Origin of the sequence: Rheinheimera soli, from assembly GCF_031457405.1 — a bacterium.
Classification (GTDB): Bacteria; Pseudomonadota; Gammaproteobacteria; order Enterobacterales; family Alteromonadaceae; genus Pararheinheimera; species Pararheinheimera soli_A.
This window is the reverse complement of the sequence record NZ_JAVDWR010000006.1, coordinates 157,626-180,705: the sequence shown is the minus strand read 5'-3', so window position 1 is coordinate 180,705 and position 23,080 is coordinate 157,626. Positions and strand designations below refer to the sequence as shown.

The following is a 23,080-nucleotide window of genomic DNA, read 5'->3' as shown; positions in this document are numbered from 1 at the left end:
CCCACTGGCCGGACAGAGGGCAGGATGCCCGGAATAATCCCGTGGTGCTGCTGTCGCCAAAAGCTCATGCCTTCCCCTTGCCCCATCCTAACCCCTAATCTATACTCCAAAGTATCTACAATGTATATCCATTAATAGAGGCGTATATGTCTATCGCAATAGCCAAATGGGGTAACAGTGCGGCGCTTCGTTTACCAAAAGACTTGCTGGACAGGTTGTCTTTACAGGTTGGCGACAAGGTTGAAATACAGCAGCAAGGTAACCAGATCGTGATTACACCCAGTAAACCTTCACTGGAGGAATTGCTGTCCAGGGTTACAGCCCAAAATAAACATCAATCACTTGTGGATGATGTAGAGGGTAGGGAGCTGCTATGAGCCAAACTCCTGATGCGGGTGATATTGTTATTATCGATTTTGATCCTCAGGCAGGGCATGAACAGGCTGGTAAAAGGCCTGCATTGGTATTGAGTCCAAAACAGTTCAATAAGATCACTGGTTTTGTCTGGTTGTGTCCAATCACCAGTCAGGTAAAAGGTTATCCTTTCGAAGTGGCTGTAGCAGGCTCACAAAAAACCAAAGGCGTTATTCTGACCGATCAGTTGAAGTCTTTGGATGCACAAGCCCGAAGACTGCAAAAGGTGGATCAGGTCAATGCTGATTGTTTGGCTAACGCGAAAGTATTGATTGCGACCATTCTCTCTATTTGATTTTGGGTTATCAGGTCTGTTATTAAACCCTATCTGCCAGATAAACCATCACTCCGACCAATACCAGCTAGTCAGGTTATACCTATAGTCGCCAGCAGTTTCACCATTCACAGCTTTTACCCAGTGTTCAGAGCCCGGTGATGAAGGGTCAAACAACACACAGCGGTTGTATAAAGGTGCGATAGTCACGGTTTTATCATCTTTCCCCATAAATACCAGTTCGCCGCCGCTATCACTTTGCCAGTCTTGATTTAAATACAACAACATACAGACTTCTCTTCCCGGTGAATCATCTGCGTGTTGATTAACAAAATCGCTGGCGCTTAAGCGGAAATAATTGGTATTAATCTCTGGCTTCGCTACGTTGATATCTGTTATTTGCACATCAAATATACGTGATAACAACGACATGAATTCATTGCCACGTAAAAATGATAAAAACTCCTGAGCAATAGCGGACTCAGGGTTATCAGCAGGATGCCCGGTACGGTCCCAAAGATCACGCTGCACAAAACGTTCTGTATCAGGAGTTTCTTGCCATGTCGCATTATTCACATAAAGCGCAGAGTAGCTGTGTTTTTGGGTTTTCCACTGCTGGTCTTGCCGTAAAACATGAGCGACCTGGTCGAGTTGGGCCTGAGCAAATAAGCCATCAATAACGACATGATGAGGAGTTGAGCGTACTAAAGCCTTTCGATAAGCACGGATCGCAGAAGGGATAACTTGCTGTTCATTCAGCCACATGGAAAGGACTCGCTTGTAGAGTTAGATCATGTCTAAAATCGCGATGATACAATATTTTGGGTAGGGTTTATCCAGTTAAATTGCTATTGAGCAACGACTCCATATTGCCACTGATCAAAAAGGCTTATCTTACAAAGTTATTGAAATAAATCATTTTTTTAATTACTTTAAAACAAGCTAGTTCATTTAGAACTGGCTCCAGTCCAAATTTTGCTGTTAGCAAAGCTGGTAGGATTTTTGGGATAACACAATAAATAAAAGGACTTCGTAATGAAAAGTATATTTTTCTTTGACGCCATGCTGACACCAAAAATTATTACCCTGGTGTATTGGCTGCTGTTGGCCGTTGCTGTATTCAGTGGTTTAGGTGCTATGTTTTCCGACTATGGTGGTGGTTTTTTAGTTGGATTGGGTATTTTGATTGGTGGTGCTGTTGGTGCCCGTATTTGGTGTGAGCTGCTGATTGTATTATTTAAGATCCATGAAAACCTGCAGAAAATTGCAGAGAAGAATGATCAATAAGGATTCTGTCTGGTTGTTTATGTAATAACGATACAGCAGGCCACTAATTGGCTTGCTGATCTTTGCTGCCGCACAGCTTCAACCTACCCGCCATTCCAGACCATAATGTGCAAATAGTTCCGCATCTTTAGCAAACCACAATTCAAAGGCATGCACATCAAAACCTTCTTGTCTGGCCAGCCTGAATATTCTGACAGACAGCTCAAGTAAATCACGATAGCCCCAGGCTTTACCTTGATAAATTACAGTTAAATCAGGATATTCGGCCAATATCTCTATGGCTTTCATCGTTTGATTCAGACGACGTAATTGCTCTGTGCGCCATGTTGTGCTCATCGTTCAGCTCCTGTTCGTTGCGGGTAAGCCTTTGGTCAAAATACTGTCAGTATCTGCTTAGTTCAGAATGCTGTTCAATATTTGTGCCATGGCGTTTGGCTGGCAGAAGAATTTAACGCAGCACCCGGCCCAGCAAAGAAAAATAACCAAGCCAGTGTTGGGCCAACAAGGAAGACAACGCAGAATCCGGGTATAAGCCCGCTTTAGCCGTTTTGCTTTTTAAGGTGCCACTGACCAAAAAGCTGTTTTTAAGCTGTTGTTGTTGCAACATATGCTCAAAAGCCCGCGCAGCCAGTTCTTCCGGCTTGGCGTAATAATAAATGCCATGAGTCTGATCAAAAGCAGCACAAGTTTTGACATAGCTATTGGACCCAGCTCCGTCGGCAGATAAAAACAATGCGGCAAAACTTTGATCCAAATACTGATTCAGCGGGTGAGGGGATAGAGTGGCATTATTCAGCCAGCTGGAACTGGCAAAAGCCGAAGATGGAAGCTCATCGCTGAATAATTTACTGCAAATGTAATGATCAAAGGCGTGGAACCATTCATGGGCTAAACTGCCGCCACCCGCATTTTTAGCTAACGCCAGTAAACGGCCCTGGGGCTGATAAAAAGCACAACTGCCTTGTTGGCCACCAATACCAAAATTCAGACTCAGGCTTTGATTCAGTGAAATCACCTGCTTGGGTACCTGTAACAGCAGCATCAAATCGGATAAAGCGTCAAAAAACAGGTTGGCCGCCAGTTGCTGTTCGACTGCAGTGACCCAGCGGCCGATTTTAATACTTTGGAAACCAAAAACTTTTACTATATCCAAAAAGCTGACGTCGGCACCGGATCTGTGTTCCGGACCGTTTCGAAAATAGGCCTGCTGAATGCGTGGTACTAAATCAGCCATAGGGTAACTGGTTCAAATTTAAACATTTTTTGAGTGCTTATGCTGGGAAAACACAGTTTAAGTCGTATACTGACAAGCGGTATAGTGGTTTTCAACCGAACTTGACGGCTTTTCTATGCCAAAGCCAGTTTAACAAGAGTGATTTTTATGTCCCTGCTAGAAAATTTACTGATTATGTTGCTGCTGATCAGTGCCAGCGCCTTCTTTTCCATGTCTGAAATAGCTTTAGCTGCTTCACGCAAAATTCGTTTAAAGCAATTGGCATCAGACGGTGAACCCCGCGCAGCTTTAGTGTTGCAGCTGCAGTCTAATCCCGGCAGCTTTTTCACCATAGCCCAGATTGGCTTAAATGCGGTGGCCATATTAGGTGGTATTTTGGGGGAAGCTGCATTTACACCTTATATTCTGAGCTTGCTGAATTTAATTTTTGAAAATCCGGCCAATGAAGGCATCGCCTTTGGTTTATCAGTGTTTTTTGTCACTGCCTTGTTTATTCTGTTTGCCGATTTAATGCCAAAACGGCTGGCGATGTTATCACCGGAAAAAGTCGCCATTTCTGTCGTGAATCTTGTATTACTGATGCTGGTTATTTTTAAACCTTTAGTCTGGTTTTTTAACAGCCTCGCAAATCTGGTATTCAAACTTTTTAACGTGCCAATGCAGCGTATCGATCAAATTACGCCAGAAGATATAGTGGCCATGATGGATGAAGGCGCTCAGGCTGGTGTATTACAACAGCAGGAGCGCACCTTGCTGGAGAACGTATTTGATATGGACTCCCGCACTGTCACCTCTGCTATGACAGCACGAGAAAGCTTAATTTACTTTAATTTAAAAGAAACAGCAGACAGTATTAAAAACAAAATTGCTGAGCATCCACATGCCAAATTTATTGTCTGTGATGACAGCCTGGATAAAGTGGTAGGTTATGTCGACAGCCGCGATATTTTGATGCAAGTCTTGCATCAGCAGCCGATTAATTTACTCAAAGAAGGCATGATCCACACGCCTTTAATAGTGCCGGATTCCTTGTCTTTATACGAAGTGCTGGCGCATTTTAAATCCAGCGGTATCGATTTTGCTGTAGTGTTAAACGAATACGCCTTAACAGTCGGCATGGTGACCCTGAAAGATGTGATGAGCATTGTGATGGGCGAGCTGGTGAATTCGGATGAGGAACAAATAGTACAGCGTGACGAAGCATCCTGGCTGGTTGAGGGGTTAACACCATTGGATGATGTGATGCGGGTCTTTAATATCGACAGCTTCCCGGATGATGAGAACTATGAAACCATTGCCGGTTTTATGATGTACATGCTGCGTAAAATCCCAAAACGCACCGACTTTGTGATCTTCCAGGGCTACAAGTTTGAAGTGGTTGATATCGACAGCTACAAAATTGACCAGTTGCTGGTGACTAAAGTGAAAGTTGCAGAAGATGGGTCAGAGCTTAAGCTCTGACCCTCCATGACTGAATTTACAGTCGTTGTGAGTGATGATTTAGGGTCAGGATTTTGAACCGGAACTCTGACCCGCTACCCAATTTTTCACTTTAGTATCCAGCACCGACATAGGCACAGCGCCTCCGAGCAGCACTAAATCGTGGAAAGCTTTGATATCAAAGTTGTCGCCTAACTGTTCTTTGGCATAAGAACGCAGCTCAACTATTTTCAGCATACCCAGCTTGTAGCCTAGAGCCTGACCAGGCCATGCCATGTAACGTTCAATTTCAGACACTACATCAGTTTCTGTGGTGCCTGTGGTTTCGGCCATATAAGTGATCGCCTGTTCACGGGTCCATTTTTTTGCATGCAGGCCTGTATCGACCACTAAACGCACAGAGCGGAATAACTCGGCTTTCAGGCGGCCTAAATCACCAAAAGGGTCGTCCTGGTACATGCCCATTTCTTTGGCAACCAGTTCAGAATACAAAGCCCAGCCTTCGACATAGCTATTGTATGGCGCAACACGGCGTAGCAGAGGTAAATGCTCCTGAGCCAAATTCAGCGCGACTTGCCAGTGGTGACCTGGGTTGGCTTCATGGTAGGTCAGGGTTTTTAAATCAAACTTCGCATTGGCTTTAATGTCGCGCAGGTTAATCCAGTAAATGCCAGGTTTGCTGCCATCAATAGCGGGTGAGCTGTATTGGCCACCTGCTGCACTGTCCTGAATTTCCACCGGAATACGGCGCACTTCCACCGGATAAGGCGGCTTAGTGGCAAAGAGCTCTGGCATACGCTGGTTAATTTCGGCTATGTATTTGTTTAAGTCATCCAGCACCTGTTGACGGCCTGCATCTGAGTCTTCGTATAAAAACCGTGCTTCGCCATTCAATGCTGTCATTCGTGCACCTACAGTGCCTTCTGCATAGCCCTGGGCTTTTAAGATGCTGTCCATTTCCTGACTGATACGGGCCACTTCATCCAAACCTGTCTGGTGAATTTGTTCTGGCGTAAGCTCGGTATCACCTAATTGTTTGACTGACCAGGCATAAAACTTCTCGCCGTTCGGCTGAGCCCAAATGCCGGATCCAGCTCTGGCTTTTGGCAGTTCTGCGCGCACTGTTGCTGCTAATTGCTGATAACCAGCCTGCACTTGTTGTTGCACCAAAAGGGCAGCTGAGGTCAGGTACTGCTGTTTTGCTTCTGCTGACAGCTCTTTCAGGTTATCCAGCTTGGTCGCAAAGTCTTTATACAACACATGCTCTGTGACGTCGCCACTGGCGTAGCCATCTAAAATAGAGAGGGATTTTTCCAGCAGTACTTTAGGTGCTATCCAGCCGCTGGCAGCGTCTGAGACAAAACGTTGTTCAACCGCTTTTAAAGCGGCGCCAAATTTCTCCAGCCGGCTTAAATAGTTTTTGGCATCCTGCTCAGAGCTTATTGGATGGGAATTTTGTATAGCACCGGCCATATCGATAGTAGGGCCGTTGATCTGATTGACCACAAAAGCCGAGTGTCCCATCCAGGAGTCGATATAACCCTGAGGGAAATCCTTGCTGCCAGCGTAGTACTGCATAATATTCAGCATCACGGCCTGGTTTTCTGCATCAACAGCGTCTGCTGGTACAGGCAACGCTGCAAGCTGGCTGATCACTGCGTTGAGTTGTTTGCGCAGTTGTGCTTCCGCTTCAGCGCTGTAATTTTCCAGTTCCGTATTAAAAGCTTTACCTACCACTTCTTCAGATAAACCTAAAGCCGAGGCATTTAAAGCGCGGGCCTGAAACAGCAGTTGTGTGCCTTGTTGATACAGTTGCTCTGCAGTTGGAGCCACTGCAGCAACTACTGCTGTTGCAGGTGTTGCTGTTGTGGATTGTGGTGTTGAAGGTGCATCCTTACAAGCCGTCAGCACCAAGCCGCTGATGGCTATTGTGAGCAGAGATAAACGCATATTTTTTTCCTTCTGGTTTGGGTGCGTAAACTGTGGCTTATTTTACGCTCTGATTTGTGTCAGTGCAGCAGGCATTTGCGCTAAAACAAAGTAAAAATTGGCTTATTCACGGTATACTTAGCCATCTTTGGTGAGTCGTTTCTCTGGCTCAATGTTGTTGACGAACACTATGATTGAAAAAAACACACCCGCTTTTTATGCCGCCAGTTCTGCGCTTTGTCTGGCTGCTGTATTTGTGTTTGCCAACCTGCATATGCTGCAACCTTTGTTGCCTTTGTTAAGCCGCGAATTTCAACTGACCCCACTGCAAACCAGCTGGAGCTACGCCATAGGCACTCTGGCTTTAGGTTTGTCTTTGCTTGTGTATGGGGCTTTGTCGGACGCCTACGGTCGCCGTGCTCTGTTGCTTTGGAGTCTGGGTGGTATGGCGCTGAGCACTCTGGCTTTGACTCAGGTGGAGTCTTATCAGTCACTTTTAGTACTTCGGGCTTTGCAGGGCTTTTGTTTAGGTGGTCTGCCCGCTATTGCTATCGCCTATATGGGGGAGGAATTCAGCAAAACAGCTATGGTGGTGGCTGTGGGCTATTACATTAGTGCCAATTCGTTAGGCGGTATTAGCGGGCGTTTATTGTCCGGCTGGTTCGCTGAAATGAATCACTGGCAATGGGTATTCTGGCCTATGGGGTTGGGCAGTCTGCTCTGCACTTATCTGGTCTGGCGTTATTTACCTAAATCTGCTTATTTTCAAAAACAGCCCTTTCAGCTGAAACAAGCTATGAGGGATAACTGGTTTCATTTACGTCAGAGAACTTTGCTACTGACCTATCTGATTGGTGGGTTTAACTTTTTTATCTTTTTAAATCAGTACACTTTTGTCGCATTCCGCTTGTCCGACTCCCCTTATTTGTTATCGAGCGGCTGGATAGGTTTGTTATTTATCACCTATTTAACCGGCACCCTGGGTTCTGCTTTATCCGGCAAACTAGGGCAGCGTATTCATCCGGCTTTGGGGATGGCGCTGGGCATTGTTATTATGATGCTGGGAACCATGCTGACAGTTTTTAACGCCTTACCTTTGATTGTGTTTGGATTTTTTATCAGCGCCTTTGGGTTTTTCCTTTGCCATTCGCTCGCCAGCAGTTGGGTGAATCAGCAGGCGGTGAAAGCCAAAGCCAGCGCCAGTGCTTTGTATCTGGTGTTTTATTATCTGGGCGCCAGTTCTGGTGGCTTGTATTTATCACCCTTCTGGCAGCGGTGGGGCTGGAATGGTGTGGTGTTTGGCTCTTTGCTGATGTTTATGCTGACTTTGTTTTTAAGCCTGTGGTTAAAACGTTGTGCGTTCAAAGCGCATTAAAATAACTTGCCACTACTTTGTCTGGCTTGTTAGCATAAGGCCACTTCCTGTATGAGTACCGCTGAAATGAACAACTAAGATCCCGAAAATTTGTAGCCGTTTTTACAAATAATCAGGAATGCTGTTGTTTAACAGGTAGTTATCGCTTTAGTTTTATTGTCTGTGAACACAGTCGTCCTGTATTTCAGGAGTCTGTATGTCTGAATTATCTGCTGTATTGTTATGTCGTCAATTCCAGTGGACCCATCCGGGCCTGGAATCATTACACCCTGCTATTGATCTGCAACTGGAAGCGAAAGCTCAGGCGTTGGTGGGCTTAAATGGCTGTGGTAAATCCTTATTTTTACGTGCTTTGGCTGGTCTGGAAACCCAGCTGAGTTACAGCGGCGAACTGCATTGGCAGCAGCCATTTTATTATGTGTCACAACAAGAGCCGGATCTGAGTCAAAAAATCAGCGGCTATCTGGGGGTACAGGCGTTGTTCGACGCCTTAGAACGGGTGGAGGCCGGTGGTGTGATTCAAGCCGATTTTGATTGCATTGGCGATCGTTGGTTAGCGAAAGCTGAGCTTCGGCAGTGGTTGCTCGACTTAAATTTGCCCACTGATCCTGCTTTGCCGCTGCGGGCTTTAAGTGGAGGTCAGTTGATGAAGCTGCGGCTGGCAAAGGCTTTTGCAACAGAGCAATTTTTGCTGCTCGATGAAGTATCAAATCATCTGGATCAACACACACGTTTATGGCTGCATCAGCAGTTAAAACGCTACAAAGCAGGGTATTTACTGGTCAGCCATGATGTGGAATTGTTATCGACGGTTGACTGTATCTACCAGCTCTCACCTTTAGCTCTGGAGAAATATCAGGGCAACTACCAAGACTTTTTGCAGCAAAGCCTCAGGCAACAACAGCAGTTGCAGCAGAAAAATGACAAGCTAAAACAACAACAAAAAAGCCAGCAACAGCAGCAACAGCGTTTGCTTGAGCAGCAACAGCAAAAACATCAGCAGGCGAAAAAAAACAAAGCACACACCAATCAGGCGCCGATTTTACTGGGCAGAAAAGCTCAGCAGGCAGAGCAAAGTCAGGGCCGTTTGCAGCTACAGGTGCAGGTTCAGCAACAGGCGTTGAGTGCGCAGCGTCAACTCCTGCAACGACAACTGGATTACCGGGAATTGCCCAAATTGCCGCATCTTGCCAAAGTGAAAGCCTGCAGCGGGCCAGTGCTGTATTGCAACGGTCTGGTGTTGCCTTATGGCTCAAAAGCAGCTTTGTCTTTTCAGTTGAGTATGCAGCAGCGCTGTTTAGTCACAGGAACCAATGGCAGTGGCAAATCGACTTTACTAAAAGTACTGGCGGGTTTTATTCAGCCGAAATCAGGCGTGGTACAGGTTAAACAACAGCCCTGGTATCTGGATCAGCATTTGTCTTTATTGGATGCTTTTCAGAATAGCGTAGAGGCTATCAAAGGCCTGACTGAACAGCGGCAGGAGTCACAGATCTGCACCTTGTTATCGGGTATTGGCTTTAGTGCACAGCGCTTTGCCGTACCTACGCAGCAACTCAGCGGAGGAGAGCGGATGAAGTTGCTGTTGCTTAGTCTGGCATTGCAGCCTTACGCCCCCTTTTTGTTGTTGGACGAGCCGGATAATCATCTGGATTTTCAGGCTCTGGCTATGCTCAAAAGCTTTTTACAGAGGTATCCGGCGGGTTTTATGCTGGTGACTCATCAGGAAGCACAATGGCAGCAGCTTGATGTCTCTGTTTTGGTAAGACTGGATTAGTCCAGTCTTTGCCAGGCTAATTCAGCCTCTCCCAGATTAATCCAGTCTTTGCCAGACCTCTTCAATTTTCATTCCATCTTCCATACCGCTATGCAGCCAGAGATTGTCTTTCAGTTCAGCTTTAAATTCGTAGGTTTTATTCAGCATACCAGGCACTGAACCTGTCAGAGGAGTTTCATTGTAGGACTCTCCTTTGTGTTGATAGCTGCCGGTTAAGGCGCTGCTGAAACTGCCGTCTTTATTGACAGTGACAAAACTAAAGTGTCCTTTAGATAAAATTTTGACGGACTTCAGATCGTCATCTGAAAGGGTGATCACAGTGCCATCTGCTTTGGTATAAACCGCCGATTGAAGTGTCCAGCTGCCTTGTAGTGTTGCAGGTTCTGATGCCAGTGAGGGTAAAGCTACGCAGCAAAACGCGCTAAAGATCCAGAGTGCTAAGTTCTTCATGTTGTCTCCTTTTTCAGTCATTTTTTCAATGGCTTACTCTACAACACAAAACAGAAATTGGTAACCTGCTTTATTTAGTGTTCAGGCAAACTGCTTTAAAACAGCCTTCAGCTAAATCGGCAAGTATAAATTCGGTGAGCGCAATACGTTTTAACTGCAGCACTTTGAAACCCTGGCTGCGGCACATATAGCGAATTTGGCGGTTTAAACCCTGAGTCAGCACAATTTGAAAGCTGTCAGAGCTAAGTTGGGTCACCTGACAAGGGCGGGATTGATAGCTATAAGGGCCGACAGTCCAACTGACCCCGGATGCCAGTTGCTCTAAAGCTTCGTTTGTCAGCGCTTTATCCACTGTCACCTGATAGGTTTTTTCATGATAAAAATCAGGATGTAACAGACGCTGTGCCAGTTCGCCATCATTGGTCAGCAGCACTAAACCGCAAGAGTCTTTATCCAGCCGTCCAACCGGAAACAGCCGCACAGGAAATTGCTGCAGTAGATGGTACAGGCTGTCGGCTTTATCTGGATTGAGGTTGCAGTCTATGCCCACAGGCTTGTGGTACAACAGATAGTGTTTTTCAGTGACGGCAGCAAAAGGTTGCTCATCGACCAGAATATGGTCTTGTGCATCTACATGATCAATAGGATTGGCGGGTCTGTTATTTACCAAAACCCGGCCTTCGTCAATCAGCCTCGATGCGGCTCGTCTTGAACAAAGGCCATGGTCGGCCAGGTATTTAGCTAAACGAATTTTCATCCGCCTTTTACCTGCTACACCTGAGTCACTTAAGCTGCGGTGGCGGCTTTAGGCTTTGGTTTAAAACGACGACGCTGACCGTTGCCGTTATTGTGTTCAGCTGCAGGTGTGGCCATATGACCGGCGGCCTGAGTCTGAATGCCAGGAGTTTTTGGAGTCTCAAAACGGCGCGGCGGCTTTGGCGCCTGCGCTGTTTTTTGACCCTGACCCTGGCCTGGCTTTTGACCTGAGGCTGGTTTTTGTCCGCCATTGGCTCGTGCTTTATTGCTGTTTGCGCTTTCACCTTGTGGCTTACGTACAGGGCGAGGTGGGCGGGGGGCTTTAGCAATAGCAGTCACTGCATCTGGCAATGGATCCGGGTTCATGCTTTGGCTTGGCAGTTTCATACCAATTAAACGCTCGACTTGTCTTAATTGTGGCACTTCATCAGGAGCGACAAAAGATACTGCTAAACCCGATTTACCGGCACGACCAGTACGACCTATACGGTGTACATAATCTGCTGGTGAACGTGGTAAGGCAAAGTTCACTACATAAGGCAGCTGCGAAATATCGATACCACGGGCTGCAACGTCAGTGGCCACTAACACCTGCAGTTCATTGGCTTTAAAATCGGCCAAGGCTTTAGTGCGGGCATTCTGGCTTTTATTGCCATGCAAAGCAGCAGAGGGAATACCGGCAAAAGTCAGCTGTTCGCTTAAACGGTTGGCTTCGTGTTTAGTTGGCATAAATACCAGCACCTGTTGCCATTTGTTTTCAGTAATTAACTGACACAAAGCTGCAGTTTTCTGGCCTTTGCCCAGCAAGTACACCTGCTGTTCAATTTTTTCAACTGTGGTGTTTTCCGGTGTGACCTGGATCATCAACGGGTTTTGCAACAAGCCCTGAGTTAAGCCTTTAATTTCATTGCTGAAAGTGGCTGAAAACAGCAGGTTTTGGCGAACCTTTGGCAGCAAAGCCAGAATTTTTTTCAAATCACGGATAAAGCCCATATCCAGCATACGGTCGGCTTCATCCAGTACCAGCATTTGTACCTGGTCCAGTTTTAAGGCGTTTTGGCTTAACAGATCCAATAAACGGCCAGGAGTTGCAGTTAAAATATCCACGCCACCCCGTAATGCCATCATTTGTGGGTTAATGCTAACGCCACCAAAGACCACATGGTGTTTTAATTTAGGGCTTAACTCTTTACCGTATTTCTGAATTTGTTCTTCAATCTGCGCCGCCAGTTCACGGGTTGGCGTTAAAATCAGCGCTTTGACCGGACGAGGTTTCTGGATGGGCTGTGCAGATAAAATTTGCAGTATAGGTAATACAAAGCTGGCAGTTTTGCCTGTGCCGGTTTGAGCGGCAGCCAACAGATCACGGCGCTGTAACACAGCAGGAATGGCCTGTTGTTGAATAGGGGTAGGTTGGGTATAACCGGCCTGATGTACGGCCTCAACCAAAGCAGGGTTTAAACCCAAAGCAGAAAATGACATTAAATTTCTCAAATAAAAGCGCGAACCCCAATTGGCCCACGCAAAAAGCCGCGCATTGTAACGGGAAAGCGCCAGTGCGACCAGCGCTATTGTTGATTTTTTGTGCAGCTTAGTGAATTGAGTGGAATTAAAGCTGCTTTAGCCGCCAAAACGTCATCAACCAAATCGAAGCGATGCCAGTTTACTTAAGCCCATAGCAACAGAGCCAAACTGATCACCGCGGATCACCGGTACATCCGGCAATAACTGCTGCAGCATTTGTTGTACGCCAGGCACTGCAGAAGCACCCCCTGTGACAAAAATACTGTCAGGTTTCACGCCAGCGCTTTGCAGGCACTGTTGAATTAGCTTACTGATACCAGATAACTCCTGATACAAGGCGTCCATCAGCTGTTGTTGCGACAGGTTTTGCACCAGGTTTTGTTCAATACGCTCCAGCACCACATCCACTGCTGCATCTTCGGTTAGTCCAATTTTGGCTTGTTCGGCTTTTTGATTCAGGTAATAACTTAAATGCTGCTGATACACCTGCACAAAGCGATTTAACAGCAGAGGTTCAGCTGCTATGTCTTTTAAATCCAGCAGTTCATCATAAGTTTTTTCAGCGTAAAACCGCTCCTGTGCATGAATATCGATAATATTTACCGCATCGCTGAACAAAGCGCCTGGCAGAGGTTTGCCATCCAGTGCCAGACTTTGACGGCCAAAGAGTTTCATTAAGCCATAAATGGTCAGCTTGATATCCATATCCACGCCACCTATACGTTTACCGCTGTGGCCTAAGAGATCGCTGCTGCGATCAAATTTCTGGCTATGCTCAGGCCCAAGCCGGATCAGGCTGATATCGCTGGTACCACCGCCAATATCCACCACCAGCACCAGTTGCTCCCGGGTTAAATGCCTCTCGTATTCAATAGCAGCTGCGACAGGCTCATAGGCAAAATCGACTTCTTTAAATCCAACCCGGCTTGCCGCCTGATTTAAAATTGCCAAAGCCCGTTCATCACCTAAAGCGAGGTCTATACCCTGAAAATGGATAGGGCGGCCAATCAGCACCCGTTCAACGGGATGCCCCAGTTTTTGCTCAGCGCCTTGTTTGATCCGGCCCAGCAATAAAGTCGCCACCTGGGTATAAATTTCAGTTTGAGCTGGTGTTAAACGACTGCCCAGCATCGACTTAGGTGAGCGGATAAAGACACCACCTAAAGGGTCCATGCTATAACGTTCGTGCGCGGCTTTACCCACCAGCACTGTACTTTTTTGCGCTAATAAGCGGGTCAGACTGGCTGACAGGTAGGCGTCTTCGTCTTCCGGATCACGCTGGCGTTCGATATACAAAGCCGAGCTTAAGTAACGGCTGCCGTCCTGCTCCAAAGCTAATAAATGCGGCTGTTGGTCCAGCATAAAACCGGCGGCACAGTTGGATGTGCCAAAATCAACAGCAAGATAAGGGGCAGACATAAGATCACCTGTCAGAAAAAAGGGCGGCGAGTATAGCTTTAATCAGCAAGCTTGTCAGGCGCCAGGGGCAGGATTTTGGCCTCTCCTGCAGGTTGCCTGAGCACCTGCAGTAAAAACTTAAGGGCTTGAGGTGATTGATAAGAGTTATGGCGCGATTGCACTATAATTTCCTGCACTGCTTTACTTTGGTGAGCGCTGAAAAAAGGCACCACACCATCACTGATTTGACTGCAGCTTTTTTCATCCTTGCAGGATAAAGCCCCATCGCTGCCAATCACTGAATATACAGGTCGTTGATAATCCAGTTTATTTAGGCCCTGCAATAATGGATGACGGGGCGACAGCACTTGCACTGAATGGGGGCCGCCACTGCCCAAATATTCACGCATAGGTAAAGTGACCTTATCCGGGCCCAGTTTTTGGATAAAGTCGCTCATCAATGAAGTGAAGTTTTTCGGTAAGTTAATAAACCAGCCTGCCATTCTGGCCAGCACTGATTCAGAGGATTCTGACCCACCATGAGGAGTATCCAGAAACACCACTTTGTCGATATAGGGTCTGGCATTAAAGATAAAAATATCCTGCACTTTGTCCAGTTCTTGCTGTGCATAACCCAGTTGCTCCGGCCGCGCTGTAAAGCTTAAATCCCACAGCTGGTAGTTGGTGTTTTGGATCAGGGTTTTACTGACAATACCACCCATGCTATGACCAACCACCAGCAGGTGATCCAACTCTGTTGTGCCGCCATTGGTTTTGAGCATGGCATGCAGCTCATCGAGTTTTTTACGTAAACGCATCGAATTATAAAAAGGCGGAGGGCCTGAAGGGTAATAAGCATGCCAGATCTGATAACGTTGCTTTAATTCTTCATCTTGCAGTACAGCCATGGTCAGCTCATACCAAATCAGTGGGCTGGAATTTAACCCATGGATCATCAATAGCGGCTGTTTGTTGTTTTGCAGCGGCGTCACACTGTAAATGCCCAGTTTATTGTCTGCCCGCTCTGCATTAAACAAACCCGGCAGTTCTAAATCCACCAGCCTGGATTGCTGCATTAGCCACAAATAGCTGCTGGCGGCGTCATACAACAATGGATAAGAAGCTGAAGCCAGTTGCAGTTGTGTTGCACCTTGCATCAGATGGCCCTGCAATGTCAGTTGAACCTGCATCTCTTTGGTAAATTTCAGCTCTTTGAGGCTGATAGTCACAGAGCGGAACACTCCCTCTGGCGGATAATTTTTATCCCAGCCTTTGCCGGTATTTTCCCGCGCGCCCACCAGGCTGACACCTAAACCAGCGCCAGAAGTTATTTGATGATGGCTTTTAATAGCCCTAAATTCGCTGGCTAAGACAAAGTGTTCAAAAGGCAGGTCTGTTTCATCTAAAGGAGGTTCCAGGACGATGCGAAGCGCAGGGTGACGATACTTTTGTTTCGGTAGCATCAGTTGTAAAAAGGCAGTCAGGCTTTGGTTGTATAAAGTAGTGGCTTGTTGCAGCTCCGAGCCGGATAGCTGAGATGAGGATAACCAAAGCTGGGCACAACCCAGTTGCAACAGGCTTTTATTGGCTGTGTCATCCGGCAAGCTCAATAAATCAGGGCAATACAAGGCAAGTTCAGCGGCTTGCATTTGTTGCATACGGGCATATTGGTAACTAAACAGCTGATTAGCTTCCAAGGCTCTTGTCGTGGATGGCAACAGTTTTAAAAAGTGAGGGCTGCTGCACCCCGCAAACAGAAAGAGGCAAAGTAACAGCAAGCTGCTTTTTTGAAGCTTTGTCTGCACCTGCAGCTCCTGTTTATCTGTCGATATAGCTTTAGTCTGTCAGATTTTCCTGCCTGATACCAAACAAAATTTATATTAAAAATCAGTCACTCAGCTATAGTATGGGCAGTCTTGTCCGGTAGTTTGAAAGTTTTTTATCAGTGCATTTAAACCTTTTGCCACTGTGCGTGCGACTAAACAGATAACAACAGCAATAAAACAACAGGAACAGGATGTTAAGGTCTGAATGTCCGGAACAGAAAGTGTTGCCCATGGATGATCTGGTGCGCTTATCACAGCAGGGCGACCGGGTGGCGTTCAGGCAGTTGTATCAGCAGCATTCTGGCCGGGTTTATGCGGTCTGTATGCGGCTGCTGGCCGATCGCAGTAAAGCTGAAGATGCCTGCCAGGAGGTATTTGTAAAGGTCTGGCAACAACTGCCAGTGTTTCGTGGGGACAGTAGTTTCAGTACCTGGTTGCATAGTATTGCAAGTCGCACCGCAATCGACTTATGGCGTCAGGACAAACTGCTGCGACTGGCTACGGAAGAGCTGCCCGAGATGACAGGCGCTGAATTAGGCCAGAGTCGTGAGTTAGAGCAATTAATTTTACGCTTGCCCCATCAGGCAAGAGCTGTGTTTGTGCTGTTTGCCTTAGAAGGCTATCAGCATCAGGAAATTGCAGAATTGTTGGGCATAGCTGAAGGCAGTTCAAAATCGCAATACCACAGAGCACGGCAGTTATTACGGGAGTGGTTAGATGAAAACTGAACATGAATTGGATGCTTTGATCGCCGGGTTATCTGCGGAGTTAAAACCATCCCGCGATTTATGGCCAGAGCTGGAACAGCGCTTAACTGCCCCTGAAACAATGACGAAAAAAGTGGTGCAGTTAAAACCAAATCGGTGGTTGTCTGTGCCTTTTGCCAGCGCTTATGTTGCCAGTGCTGCATCGGTTTTATTTGCTGTGACTTTGTTTTGGCAACCAGCGGCGCCAGTGCAACCTTTGGTGTTTAACCCTCAGATGCTGGATGCAGAAACCGCTATAGTTTACAGCTTTGAGCAAGCCAAAGCAGAGCAACTGGCCAGCATGAAAACAGTAGATCCGGCCTATGCCGACTGGCAGCAACAACTGGCCCAGTGGCAACAGGCGATAACCCTGGTGCAACTGGCGTTGAAATACAATCCGAATGAAGCGCTGTTATTAAAACAATTAAAACAATTGTATAGCCAACAGCAGAATTACTTACAAAAAGTGGTCCAATCGGGCCTGGTTTAATCTGGAGTAGCATGATGAAACAACAACTGATTTTAGGCCTCGCCTTCTCTGTATTCAGCCAGTTTTTGTGGGCAGCAGAGTCTGTAAACGAAAATCTGCAGGTGGCCAACAATGAAAAGATTTTTATTGAAAATATGCGTGGGGAAGTTGAAATAATAGCCACAGCTGAGAACCGCTTTAAAGTATCAGGCACTTTAGATGAAAAGGCGGATGGTTATAGCATGGAATCAAAAAATGGCTTTACCAGCTTTAAAGTAAAAATGCCCAATATGCGTAATTACGGTGGCTGGGACTGGGACGATAAAGATAACCAGGGCTCGCGTTTAAAAATTGAAGTACCGCTGGGGGCTGAGCTGGAGTTCCAGGGCGTGAACTCCAGTGTACGTGTTTCCGGTGTTCAGGGCAGCACCAAAATCAGTACTGTGAATGGTTCTGTGTATGGCGAAAAACTACAAAAGTTTATTCAGCTCGAAACCGTCAACGGTGAAGTAACCAGCGTCAATAACAATGGCCGTATCAGGCTCAGCACAGTCAATGGTGAAATTAAAGACAGTGGCTCCCAAGGCCGGCTGAGCATGGATGCAGTGAATGGCAGTATTGACAGTAAATCGTCAGCGAATGAAGTGTCAGTCTCGGTGGTGAATGGTGAAGCCGACCTGGAATTGACCAATGCACAGCAACTGGAAATGAGTTCGGTGAATGGTTCTTTGGATGCCGAACTCAAGGGCAGCCTGACACCACGCATAGAGGTCAGCACTGTCAGTGGTGATGCCAAACTGAAGCTGGATAAAGGCATCAACGCTAAATTTAATCTGGTCGCTAATGCCGGAGGCTCTATTAAAAATGAGCTGACCAGTCAGAAAGCGGAAAAAGCAAAATATGGCCCACGTCGCAGCCTTGAATTCAGCACAGGCAAAGGCGAAGGCCGTGTAGAAATGAGTACTGTCAGTGGTTCATTGAAGCTGCAATCAAACTAAATCAACAATGGGGCAGGCCTGGAGCCTGCCGCCTTCATTTAGATCACTCTCTTTACATAACTTTGCAATAGCCCAAGGGTGCTCAGTTTTATTTGATTTGTTAAAGGCTGTTATTAACTGTTGGTGTTGGTAAAAGCGCTAGGTTTTTCATGGGGCTATACATAATCTCTTGGCCAACTAACAACCAAGTTACAGGATAGCTTTATGAATATGATACAGCGCGCCAGTCGTCTGGCTTTGCCTTTGTTTTCGCTGATCGCTTTGGCCGCCTGCGGTGGCGGCTCAGATGATAAAGCGGAAGAAGGCTTTAATCAGGGCTATGTGCAGTTTTACAATGGCGCGGCCAATAGCGCAAACAGTGCTTTCACTGTAAACGACAAAGCTGCGGGTTCTGCCACTTTTGGTGATGCTTCTAATATGTTTGCGATTGATCCTGGTAGTTACAAATATCAGCTGAAAAACGCAACCAGCAGCGCTTTGATCAAAGAAGCGGATATCACACTGAATAAAGGTGAAAAAACACTGTTATTGATGGCGGGTGATGCGGCAAACCCAAGCATTTTGACCTTAACTCACAAGCGTGAAGAAAAGTTTGATGACCAGTTCCGGGTTTTTGTTGCTAACTTGTCGGCGAATTACGACAAAGTAGATATTTATACCGCCGCCGAAACTGACGATTTCAGCAAAGCGACCTTGTTAGAGTCTGTGGCCACTAAGACAATTACCACCACTGGTAAAATGCTGAAACGGGGTAAATACAAACTTTTTCTGACTACTGCAGGCAGCAACGCACCATTTTTTGAAGCTGCAGCTTATAACTTCCAATACACCACCAGCTATGTGATGGTGGTGCGTGACAAGTTAGGTCCAATGCAACAGCAAGTGTCGTTAGACATGGTTGGTAACTCCAGCACAGTTGAAGCGTTGGAGCATCGTCTGGCCAAAGGACAGGTGCGTATTTACAACAGCCTGGACAACCAGCAAGGTCAGATCGCCATCAACAACTTACCTGTGGCTGACTTAGTGCAGGATACGCTGACAGATTATATCCAGTTAGACAAAAACGATTACAGCATCGCAGTGTTAAACGAAAACAACCAGTTGTTATTAAACAACGTGTTACTGACTATTAATGCAGGTCAAAGCAAATCTGTGCTGTTGTTCCGTGATGCAGAGCAAAAAGTAGGTTTAGTGAATTTCACTGAAAAAAATCTGCCACAAGTTCACGAACATGAAATCAATGTGGTGAATCTGGTGCCTGATTTCAAAAATCTGCACTTCTATTTTGTCCGTCAGAACGAAACTATTGAAAGCGCCAAGTTTCATGTCAAAGCACTGGAATTTAAAAAGTACGCCAGTTTAGTCTTGCCAAAAGATTTCTACTCTATTTCTCTGGTTCAGGTGGCAGACAACGGCACTATTAGCCTGTTGGATAAAACCGAGACGTTGCAACTGGAAGCAGGTAAAAACTATATTCTGGCCGCAGAACCCTCTGCTGCAGCGCCGAGTGGTTACAAGATCACGCTGGTAAAATAATTCACTGGTAGGTGATAAGTTGTAGAACAAAAAATGGCCACAGGACGTGGCCATTTTTTTATCTTCGTTCTTTATGTGGGGATGGCGCACTGCTCTACAGTATGACCAGTAATGGATTTCACCAGTCCTGCCATAGCTGGCGCTAAATCCTGAGACGGAATAACCACTTCGACTAAAGCTGGTTTGTCCTTTAGCGTCATGATTTGCTCCAACGCCTGCAGCAATTCTTCGCCGCTTTGAACTCTGTACCCTTCTACAGCAAAAGCTTTAGCTAAACTGTGGTAATCCCATGTCGGCAGCAGGTCAAAAGGCGCGAAGTGGCCGCCTTTGGCAAAAGCACAGATATCCACAAAAGACTGCTCAATCGCATAAACCTTGTTGCTGATCACAAAAACCACAGAGTTTAGCTGGTGGCGGCTGATGGTCGATAAACACTGACACATCATCATAAAACCACCGTCTCCTGCTATGGCCATAGCGCGTTTATCACTGGCATAAGCGATACCTGTCACACAACCTGTTTCATGGCCCAGGGACCCCCAGGCTGCGTCAGCGATAAAGCTGTCCTGCGGCAAACCATAAAGCCTGGCTGACATATAAAGTGACGAGCTTTCTCCTAAGATCAGCGTGATTTTGTCCTGCAGTTGATGCTGTAACAGGTAGCCGTAGAACAAGTCAAAAAAGTTCTGGTAGCTTAAATCCTGTTGCAACAAAGCCGGAGTGATTTGTGGCTGAGGCGGTAACAGTGGCAACACACTATTCTGTCGTGGATACAAAGAGGATTTTTTAATCTCATCCGTTAACTGCAGAATAAAGTCAGCCAGAAACACTTGATGATAATAAGCCTGACCCAGACGTGAGGTTTCATCGTTATTGACCACTATCATCTGGTCAAACTGCGTGCTTAACATTGTCAGGTAATCATCGGTAAAAATAACCCCCAGCGCCAATACTGCATCTGCTTTTTCGACATAGTCCACTGTAGCCGGAAAAGAGGCGCCATCAGCATAAGTGCCGATAAAAAAGCCTTCGTTTTCACTGATCACTGTTTTAGCCAGGCTGGTGGTGCTATAGGGCAGACCACTGGTTTTCAACAAATCAAGCACAGCATCCTGCAAGCCAAATCTGTTGATTTCCACCCCCAGCAAAACCAGCGGTTGTCTGGCTGAATTCAGCAGTTTGAGCGTGTCAGCAAGTATGGCTTTCAGTGCTCCTTCTTCACTGATCAACGGCAAAGCTTTGAGTTCGCCTTCGGGTTTTTCGCAGGCTAAGCCCCAGACGTCCTGCCAGGCTTCCAGGTAAATGGGTCGGCGAAAGGTAATAGCCAAAGTCAGGGCTTTATCTATTTGCTGCCAGGCATCTGAGGGATCACTTAGTACTTCTGCTGCTACTGTGACATTGGCAAATACCTTGCTGTCAGCCAATAAATCACCTGTGCTGTGATGAAACAATACACCAGTTTCTTTGATGGTTTTTCTGTTGCCAGTGCTGGGGCTTGCTGTAATCACAACCACAGGATTGCGTTCCACATAAGAGCCAGCGATAGCGTTCAGTACACTAAAAGTGCCAACGCCAAACTGCACAGACACGGCGCCAATACCCGTTAAACGGGCATACCCATCGGCAGCATAACCAGCGCCCAGTTCAGTCAGATCGCCCACTGCCTCTACGCCGTCAAACTGTTCAAGCGCATCCATAAAGTTGGCGACATAATCGCCAGGCACCTGAAATACTTTACGCAGACCCAGTTGATGCAAGCGGGTTAACAAATAGTCGGCGACAGTAAAAGAATTAATGCTCGACATTGTTGATGCCCTCATATGCAAATTCTGTCACTTCATTTAATACTTCAGAGCAATCGCCGCAGACACAGCTGTTGCTGTTAGAGTGAAGATCAGGCGCAGGGCAGGCGGTCGGCAGGAAATTGTAATCAGGATTGTCCTGCAGAATCTTGGCAAAGGCCGGATCCTTTAACAACCACTGGGGTTTACTCAGGCCAAAAAATTGTTCCAACATAGACTCAGCTGTATTGAGTGCACCTTCTACCCAACCTTGTTCGTAGGAATAAGCTTCGCCGACAATATAAATTTCCTGATCGGCGACAGGATGGCGCATCCGGCACATGATTTGATCCAGGCGGTAATTCGCTTTCCATTCGTGCCAGCCGCCGCCATAAGGGTCATCACCCCATTCCTGATAGACTGCAGAATAAGGCGGTGGCAGTTGCTGCTGATTATGTAGTGTTGTGACCTGCTGATGAGCTGTTGCGACCATATCTTCGGTGATTTGGAATTCGTGTTTCAGTACCACCTGTTCCGGAGCACAGGATAAAGACTGTGGCACATAACCGGTAAAGGCTTTGCCCGCTTCCAGACCTTTCCAGAACGGCACTGTGCCTATGTCGTTGTAAGAGGCCATCAACAAGGAATGCAGGGTGGATTCGCCACCTGGCTGTTCACATTCAGTACCCATATAGTAGGTCTGGCGTATGGGTAAATCAGTCACAGAGCGGCCAGCCACTAAGCCCAGGCTGCGCCACCAGGGCTTTTCGTAGGCCAAGAACATTTTAAAGGCAGATTGGATCAGGACAGATTTAAGGTTTTGTTTCAGCCACGGATCATCAAAGAAAGATGATGAAATTAATTCCAGAGAGCGTCGTGGCATAGCCAGAATGATCTGTTTTGCCAGTACTTCTGTTGGTACACAGTCAGGCTTATCCGTGGTTTTTCCTGCTTCATTGGTTTCTGTAGCCTGAAAGATCAGGCTGTAGCGGTAGTCAGAGTCTGGGTTGTAGCGAATTTCTGTCAAACGTTGGTTCATTTGCACCCGGCCTGATGGCGCAAGCTGTCCCGGCATATCGGCAAACTGTTGTGCCAGCGTCAGTGGCAAACTTTGAAAACCATCTTTTAAGGTTAAAAATTCGGTGTCATCTTTGTATTCGGTAGCGGGCAACTGAGTCACGGCGTTGGCGTTAGCCACGTTCGCTTCGTAACCGCCAGCATCTTTCATAAACTGGTAACCTTCGTTACTCAGTACTTTGTACAGTAAATCCCAGAAACCATAACGCCAGATCTCCTTGCCAAAAAATTTCACCTGCATTTGCTGGTTGAGGCTCATATCGGCAAAACCCGGACAAATTAAATTCATCACTTTGACCTGCATATTTTCCGGACCATAACCACGCTCTGACCAGTTCAGGTTATAGGGAATACGATCCGGGTGCTCGGCGAAATCGCGGTAACGGAAGTACTGACCGCGCAGATAAAACAAATTGTTGTCTGCACCCGCCGCTTTGCCGCCGGGTTCGATAGGCAAAGTTGAACCCATAGGGAATTCTTTAGTGGGAAGTTGCAGCTCTGTCACCAGATTTTTCACCATCAGATGGGAACCAGGGATATACCTCATACCTCCGAGTTCAGCCACCACATTGGGCAAACCAGGTAATTTACGGCTGTATAAGCGGCCACCAATTCTGTTGCTGTATTCATATAACGCAATAGCGCTGTTGTGGCCTCTGTCCTGTTGCAGACGCCAGGCGCTGTAACAGCCCGATACTCCGCCGCCTATAATGGCAATATCCAGTTGAATAGGTTGAGTCATAAGCTTCTCCTTAAGTAATCAGCCAAAGGCTGCAGATGAATAGCCGT

General features: G+C 46.7%; 21 protein-coding genes. 10 read left to right on the top strand and 11 right to left on the bottom strand.

Going from position 1 to position 23,080, the window contains the following annotated elements:
* Window positions 1-146 precede the first annotated feature (146 nt).
* Both J2W69_RS11360 and mazF read left to right on the top strand, forming a co-directional pair.
* Window positions 147-377 (top strand): AbrB/MazE/SpoVT family DNA-binding domain-containing protein, encoded by a 231-nt coding sequence (locus J2W69_RS11360; protein ID WP_310278343.1) that lies wholly within the window; start codon window positions 147-149, stop codon window positions 375-377.
* Window positions 374-709: an endoribonuclease MazF gene (gene mazF / locus J2W69_RS11355; protein ID WP_310278340.1), complete on the top strand. Its 336-nt coding sequence runs from the start codon at window positions 374-376 to the stop codon at window positions 707-709. Before J2W69_RS11360 ends, mazF begins: the two co-directional genes overlap by 4 nt.
* Before the next feature lie 48 nt (window positions 710-757).
* Here the strand turns inward: mazF and J2W69_RS11350 are convergent, their stop codons facing one another.
* Window positions 758-1,453, bottom strand: a complete 696-nt coding sequence (locus tag J2W69_RS11350) for a 2OG-Fe(II) oxygenase (protein WP_310278338.1) — start codon at window positions 1,451-1,453, stop codon at window positions 758-760.
* Window positions 1,454-1,723: 270 nt separating this feature from the next.
* On the opposite strand from J2W69_RS11350, the gene J2W69_RS11345 reads away from it, so the two are divergent.
* The gene (locus tag J2W69_RS11345) at window positions 1,724-1,975 is read left to right on the top strand and encodes a DUF4282 domain-containing protein (protein WP_310278335.1); all 252 of its coding nucleotides are present in this window, start codon (window positions 1,724-1,726) and stop codon (window positions 1,973-1,975) included.
* Window positions 1,976-2,053: 78 nt separating this feature from the next.
* On the opposite strand, the gene J2W69_RS11340 is transcribed toward J2W69_RS11345, so the two are convergent.
* Window positions 2,054-2,311 (bottom strand): hypothetical protein, encoded by a 258-nt coding sequence (locus tag J2W69_RS11340; RefSeq protein WP_310278332.1) that lies wholly within the window; start codon window positions 2,309-2,311, stop codon window positions 2,054-2,056.
* A 112-nt stretch (window positions 2,312-2,423) separates the two neighbouring features.
* Window positions 2,424-3,209 carry a CLCA_X family protein gene (locus tag J2W69_RS11335; protein ID WP_310278329.1) on the bottom strand — a complete coding sequence of 262 codons (786 nt, stop codon included), beginning with the start codon at window positions 3,207-3,209 and terminating at the stop codon, window positions 2,424-2,426.
* Between the two features lie 147 nt (window positions 3,210-3,356).
* On the opposite strand from J2W69_RS11335, the gene paeA reads away from it, so the two are divergent.
* On the top strand, window positions 3,357-4,670 hold the full coding sequence (paeA, locus tag J2W69_RS11330; protein ID WP_310278326.1) for a polyamine export protein PaeA: 1,314 nt from the start codon (window positions 3,357-3,359) through the stop codon (window positions 4,668-4,670).
* Window positions 4,671-4,715: 45 nt separating this feature from the next.
* On the opposite strand, the gene J2W69_RS11325 is transcribed toward paeA, so the two are convergent.
* The gene (locus tag J2W69_RS11325) at window positions 4,716-6,599 is read right to left on the bottom strand and encodes a DUF885 domain-containing protein (RefSeq protein WP_310278322.1); all 1,884 of its coding nucleotides are present in this window, start codon (window positions 6,597-6,599) and stop codon (window positions 4,716-4,718) included.
* Between the two features lie 169 nt (window positions 6,600-6,768).
* Between J2W69_RS11325 and J2W69_RS11320 the strand changes: the two genes are divergently transcribed.
* Window positions 6,769-7,953: an MFS transporter gene (locus J2W69_RS11320; RefSeq protein ID WP_310278319.1), complete on the top strand. Its 1,185-nt coding sequence runs from the start codon at window positions 6,769-6,771 to the stop codon at window positions 7,951-7,953.
* A gap of 196 nt (window positions 7,954-8,149) precedes the next feature.
* The gene (locus J2W69_RS11315; protein WP_310278316.1) at window positions 8,150-9,730 is read left to right on the top strand and encodes an ATP-binding cassette domain-containing protein; all 1,581 of its coding nucleotides are present in this window, start codon (window positions 8,150-8,152) and stop codon (window positions 9,728-9,730) included.
* A 36-nt stretch (window positions 9,731-9,766) separates the two neighbouring features.
* On the opposite strand, the gene J2W69_RS11310 is transcribed toward J2W69_RS11315, so the two are convergent.
* From J2W69_RS11310 to J2W69_RS11290, 5 genes are all read right to left on the bottom strand, one after another.
* Window positions 9,767-10,180: a hypothetical protein gene (locus J2W69_RS11310; RefSeq protein ID WP_310278314.1), complete on the bottom strand. Its 414-nt coding sequence runs from the start codon at window positions 10,178-10,180 to the stop codon at window positions 9,767-9,769.
* Window positions 10,181-10,250: 70 nt separating this feature from the next.
* Window positions 10,251-10,937 carry a pseudouridine synthase gene (locus J2W69_RS11305; RefSeq protein WP_310278311.1) on the bottom strand — a complete coding sequence of 229 codons (687 nt, stop codon included), beginning with the start codon at window positions 10,935-10,937 and terminating at the stop codon, window positions 10,251-10,253.
* A 29-nt stretch (window positions 10,938-10,966) separates the two neighbouring features.
* Window positions 10,967-12,418, bottom strand: coding sequence for a DEAD/DEAH box helicase (locus J2W69_RS11300; protein WP_310278306.1), 1,452 nt, complete (start codon window positions 12,416-12,418; stop codon window positions 10,967-10,969).
* 156 nt (window positions 12,419-12,574) lie between these two features.
* On the bottom strand, window positions 12,575-13,879 hold the full coding sequence (gene yegD, locus J2W69_RS11295) for a molecular chaperone (RefSeq protein WP_310278303.1): 1,305 nt from the start codon (window positions 13,877-13,879) through the stop codon (window positions 12,575-12,577).
* A 38-nt stretch (window positions 13,880-13,917) separates the two neighbouring features.
* Entirely contained in the window at window positions 13,918-15,663 is a 1,746-nt protein-coding gene (locus J2W69_RS11290) for an esterase/lipase family protein (protein WP_310278299.1), read from the bottom strand.
* 212 nt (window positions 15,664-15,875) lie between these two features.
* Between J2W69_RS11290 and J2W69_RS11285 the strand changes: the two genes are divergently transcribed.
* The 4 genes from J2W69_RS11285 (at window position 15,876) to J2W69_RS11270 (ending at window position 19,433) form a co-directional block, all read left to right on the top strand.
* The gene (locus J2W69_RS11285; RefSeq protein WP_310278295.1) at window positions 15,876-16,412 is read left to right on the top strand and encodes an RNA polymerase sigma factor; all 537 of its coding nucleotides are present in this window, start codon (window positions 15,876-15,878) and stop codon (window positions 16,410-16,412) included.
* Entirely contained in the window at window positions 16,402-16,920 is a 519-nt protein-coding gene (locus J2W69_RS11280) for a hypothetical protein (RefSeq protein WP_310278293.1), read from the top strand. Before J2W69_RS11285 ends, J2W69_RS11280 begins: the two co-directional genes overlap by 11 nt.
* Window positions 16,921-16,931: 11 nt before the next feature.
* Entirely contained in the window at window positions 16,932-17,897 is a 966-nt protein-coding gene (locus J2W69_RS11275; protein WP_310278291.1) for a DUF4097 family beta strand repeat-containing protein, read from the top strand.
* A 204-nt stretch (window positions 17,898-18,101) separates the two neighbouring features.
* Window positions 18,102-19,433 carry a DUF4397 domain-containing protein gene (locus J2W69_RS11270; protein WP_310278289.1) on the top strand — a complete coding sequence of 444 codons (1,332 nt, stop codon included), beginning with the start codon at window positions 18,102-18,104 and terminating at the stop codon, window positions 19,431-19,433.
* Between the two features lie 71 nt (window positions 19,434-19,504).
* Here J2W69_RS11270 and J2W69_RS11265 read toward each other — a convergent pair whose 3' ends face one another.
* Window positions 19,505-21,238 (bottom strand): alpha-keto acid decarboxylase family protein, encoded by a 1,734-nt coding sequence (locus J2W69_RS11265; RefSeq protein WP_310278286.1) that lies wholly within the window; start codon window positions 21,236-21,238, stop codon window positions 19,505-19,507.
* On the bottom strand, window positions 21,225-23,033 hold the full coding sequence (locus tag J2W69_RS11260) for a flavin monoamine oxidase family protein (RefSeq protein WP_310278283.1): 1,809 nt from the start codon (window positions 23,031-23,033) through the stop codon (window positions 21,225-21,227). Before J2W69_RS11260 ends, J2W69_RS11265 begins: the two co-directional genes overlap by 14 nt.
* Window positions 23,034-23,080 lie beyond the last annotated feature (47 nt).

Bases quoted from the DNA above. Each gene is read 5' to 3' on its own strand.
- J2W69_RS11315 (WP_310278316.1), top strand. From the start codon at position 8,150: ATGTCTGAATTATCTGCTGTATTGTTATGTCGTCAATTCCAGTGGACC.
- J2W69_RS11345 (WP_310278335.1), top strand. From the start codon at position 1,724: ATGAAAAGTATATTTTTCTTTGACGCCATGCTGACACCAAAAATTATT.
- J2W69_RS11300 (WP_310278306.1), bottom strand. From the start codon at position 12,418: ATGTCATTTTCTGCTTTGGGTTTAAACCCTGCTTTGGTTGAGGCCGTA.
- yegD (WP_310278303.1), bottom strand. From the start codon at position 13,879: ATGTCTGCCCCTTATCTTGCTGTTGATTTTGGCACATCCAACTGTGCC.
- J2W69_RS11260 (WP_310278283.1), bottom strand. From the start codon at position 23,033: ATGACTCAACCTATTCAACTGGATATTGCCATTATAGGCGGCGGAGTA.
- J2W69_RS11325 (WP_310278322.1), bottom strand. From the start codon at position 6,599: ATGCGTTTATCTCTGCTCACAATAGCCATCAGCGGCTTGGTGCTGACG.
- mazF (WP_310278340.1), top strand. From the start codon at position 374: ATGAGCCAAACTCCTGATGCGGGTGATATTGTTATTATCGATTTTGAT.
- J2W69_RS11335 (WP_310278329.1), bottom strand. From the start codon at position 3,209: ATGGCTGATTTAGTACCACGCATTCAGCAGGCCTATTTTCGAAACGGT.
- J2W69_RS11305 (WP_310278311.1), bottom strand. From the start codon at position 10,937: ATGAAAATTCGTTTAGCTAAATACCTGGCCGACCATGGCCTTTGTTCA.
- J2W69_RS11350 (WP_310278338.1), bottom strand. From the start codon at position 1,453: ATGTGGCTGAATGAACAGCAAGTTATCCCTTCTGCGATCCGTGCTTAT.
- J2W69_RS11360 (WP_310278343.1), top strand. From the start codon at position 147: ATGTCTATCGCAATAGCCAAATGGGGTAACAGTGCGGCGCTTCGTTTA.
- J2W69_RS11285 (WP_310278295.1), top strand. From the start codon at position 15,876: ATGTTAAGGTCTGAATGTCCGGAACAGAAAGTGTTGCCCATGGATGAT.
- J2W69_RS11275 (WP_310278291.1), top strand. From the start codon at position 16,932: ATGATGAAACAACAACTGATTTTAGGCCTCGCCTTCTCTGTATTCAGC.
- J2W69_RS11340 (WP_310278332.1), bottom strand. From the start codon at position 2,311: ATGAGCACAACATGGCGCACAGAGCAATTACGTCGTCTGAATCAAACG.
- paeA (WP_310278326.1), top strand. From the start codon at position 3,357: ATGTCCCTGCTAGAAAATTTACTGATTATGTTGCTGCTGATCAGTGCC.
- J2W69_RS11280 (WP_310278293.1), top strand. From the start codon at position 16,402: ATGAAAACTGAACATGAATTGGATGCTTTGATCGCCGGGTTATCTGCG.
- J2W69_RS11265 (WP_310278286.1), bottom strand. From the start codon at position 21,238: ATGTCGAGCATTAATTCTTTTACTGTCGCCGACTATTTGTTAACCCGC.
- J2W69_RS11270 (WP_310278289.1), top strand. From the start codon at position 18,102: ATGAATATGATACAGCGCGCCAGTCGTCTGGCTTTGCCTTTGTTTTCG.
- J2W69_RS11310 (WP_310278314.1), bottom strand. From the start codon at position 10,180: ATGAAGAACTTAGCACTCTGGATCTTTAGCGCGTTTTGCTGCGTAGCT.
- J2W69_RS11320 (WP_310278319.1), top strand. From the start codon at position 6,769: ATGATTGAAAAAAACACACCCGCTTTTTATGCCGCCAGTTCTGCGCTT.